Origin of the sequence: Streptomyces viridiviolaceus, assembly GCF_014650995.1 — a bacterium.
GTDB classification, from domain to species: domain Bacteria; phylum Actinomycetota; class Actinomycetes; order Streptomycetales; family Streptomycetaceae; genus Streptomyces; species Streptomyces viridiviolaceus.
The window spans coordinates 1-814 of sequence record NZ_BMWA01000100.1; the positions used below are offsets into that span (position 1 = coordinate 1).

Below are 814 nucleotides of genomic sequence, written 5' to 3' on the forward strand. Positions count from 1 at the left end.
CCGGCGTCCACCAGGTCCCCGGCCGTCAGGACGATGCCGGTGAGCCGGCCGCGCTGCAGGCCGGCGGCGTCGGTCAGCCGGTAGGCCAGGGTGCGCAGGTCCTCGTCGTGGGCGGACGGCTCGGCCAGGCGGCGGGTCTTCTCCCAGCTGGTCCCGCCCGCGAACTTCAGGGTCAGCGTCAGGGCACGGGCGGCCTGGCCGCGGCGGCGCAGCAGGCGACCGAGCGCGACGACGAGGCCGAGGAGGGCGGCGCGGGCCTCGGCGCCGTCCAGGGTGTGCCGGCCGAAGGTGCGGCGGACGGTGGCGGAGGCGGGCAGGGCGCGGGGCACGACGGGGCGGGGGTCGATGCCGCGGGCCCGGTCCGCGGCCAGGCGTCCGGCCCTGCCGCCCAGCAGGCGCTGCACCGTGGCCGGGGTGACGGCGGCGAGCAGGCCGACGGTGTGGATGCCGTACTCGTGCAGGACGTCGGCCTGGCGGGGGCCGATGCCGTGCAGGGCTTCCACCGGGAGCGGGGCGAGCCAGTCGGCAGCCGCGTCGGGGGCGACGGCCAGGACGCCGCCCGGGGCGGGGATCTGTGCGGAGGCGGTGGCCGCGACGGTGACGGTGGGGCCGATCCCGACCCGCACGTCGACACCCAGCCGGGACAGGGTGCGCACCCGCAGCATCTCCCCCAGCCGGCGCGGGTCCGCACCGTGGTAGCGCAGCGCGCCCTTCAGTTCCACCAGCGCGGCCGTGGGCGGGAGGGCCTGGACGACCGGTGAGAGTCCGGCGAGTAGTTCCAGGACCTGCCGGTAGGCGGCTTGCGGCAGCCGGT

General features: G+C 78.3%; 1 protein-coding gene. It reads right to left on the reverse strand.

Features of this window, described 5'->3' with window-relative positions; genetic code table 11:
• A partial coding sequence (locus IE260_RS41075; protein WP_308434755.1) for a DNA polymerase Y family protein occupies positions 1-814 on the reverse strand: 814 nt, incomplete at both ends.